The organism is Microbispora corallina (assembly GCF_016863035.1).
Classification (GTDB): domain Bacteria; phylum Actinomycetota; class Actinomycetes; order Streptosporangiales; family Streptosporangiaceae; genus Microbispora; species Microbispora corallina.
This window is the reverse complement of sequence record NZ_BOOC01000101.1, coordinates 1-994: the sequence shown is the minus strand read 5'-3', so window position 1 is coordinate 994 and position 994 is coordinate 1. Positions and strand designations below refer to the sequence as shown.

The 994-nt window shown below is 70.1% G+C and carries 1 protein-coding gene; it reads left to right on the top strand.

The window, feature by feature from the left end:
- On the top strand, window positions 1-994 hold a 994-nt coding region (locus Mco01_RS38710; RefSeq protein ID WP_239104248.1), incomplete at both ends, for a sugar phosphate isomerase/epimerase family protein.

The window sequence follows — 994 nt, the reverse complement described above, 5'->3', positions numbered from 1 at the left end:
CCGATCACGTTGTTCACCGGCCAGTGGGCCGACCTGCCCTTCGAGGAGGTCTGCCGCCTGGCCTCGGAATGGGGCTACGACGGGCTGGAGATCGCCTGCTGGGGCGACCACTTCGAGGTGGACAAGGCCGTGGCCGACGACTCCTACGTCGAGCGCAAGAAGGAGACGCTGGCCAAATACAACCTGGAGGTCTGGACGATCTCCAACCACCTCGTGGGCCAGGCCGTCTGCGACCACCCCATCGACGAGCGGCACAAAGGCATCCTGCCCGCCCGCATCTGGGGCGACGGCGAACCCGAAGGCGTCCGCCGACGCGCCGCCGAAGAGATCAAGGACACCGCCCGGGCCGCAGCCAGACTCGGCGTGAGGACCGTGGTCGGATTCACCGGGTCGTCCATCTGGCACACCCTGGCCATGTTCCCCCCGGTCCCCCCCGCCATGATCGACGCCGGGTACGCCGACTTCGCCGACCGGTGGAACCCCATCCTGGACGTCTTCGACGAGGTCGGCGTCCGCTTCGCCCACGAGGTCCACCCCAGCGAGATCGCCTACGACTACCACACCACCGTCCGCACCCTGGAGGCGATCGGCCACCGCCCCGCCTTCGGGCTGAACTGGGACCCCTCCCACATGGTGTGGCAGGGCCTGGACCCGGCCGGGTTCATCCTCGACTTCGCCGACCGCATCTACCACGTCGACTGCAAGGACGCCAAGGTCGCCACCGTCGACGGCCGCCGCGGCCGGCTCGCGTCCCACCTGCCCTGGGCCGACCCGCGCCGCGGCTGGGACTTCATCTCCACCGGACGCGGCGACGTCCCCTGGGAGGCCTGCTTCCGCGCCCTCAACCACATCGGCTACGACGGCCCCATCAGCATCGAATGGGAGGACGCCGGCATGGACCGCCTCCACGGCGCCCCCGAGGCCCTCGCCCACATCCGCACCCTCAACGCCATCACCCCGCCCACCACCTCCTTCGACGCCGCCTTCTCCTCCG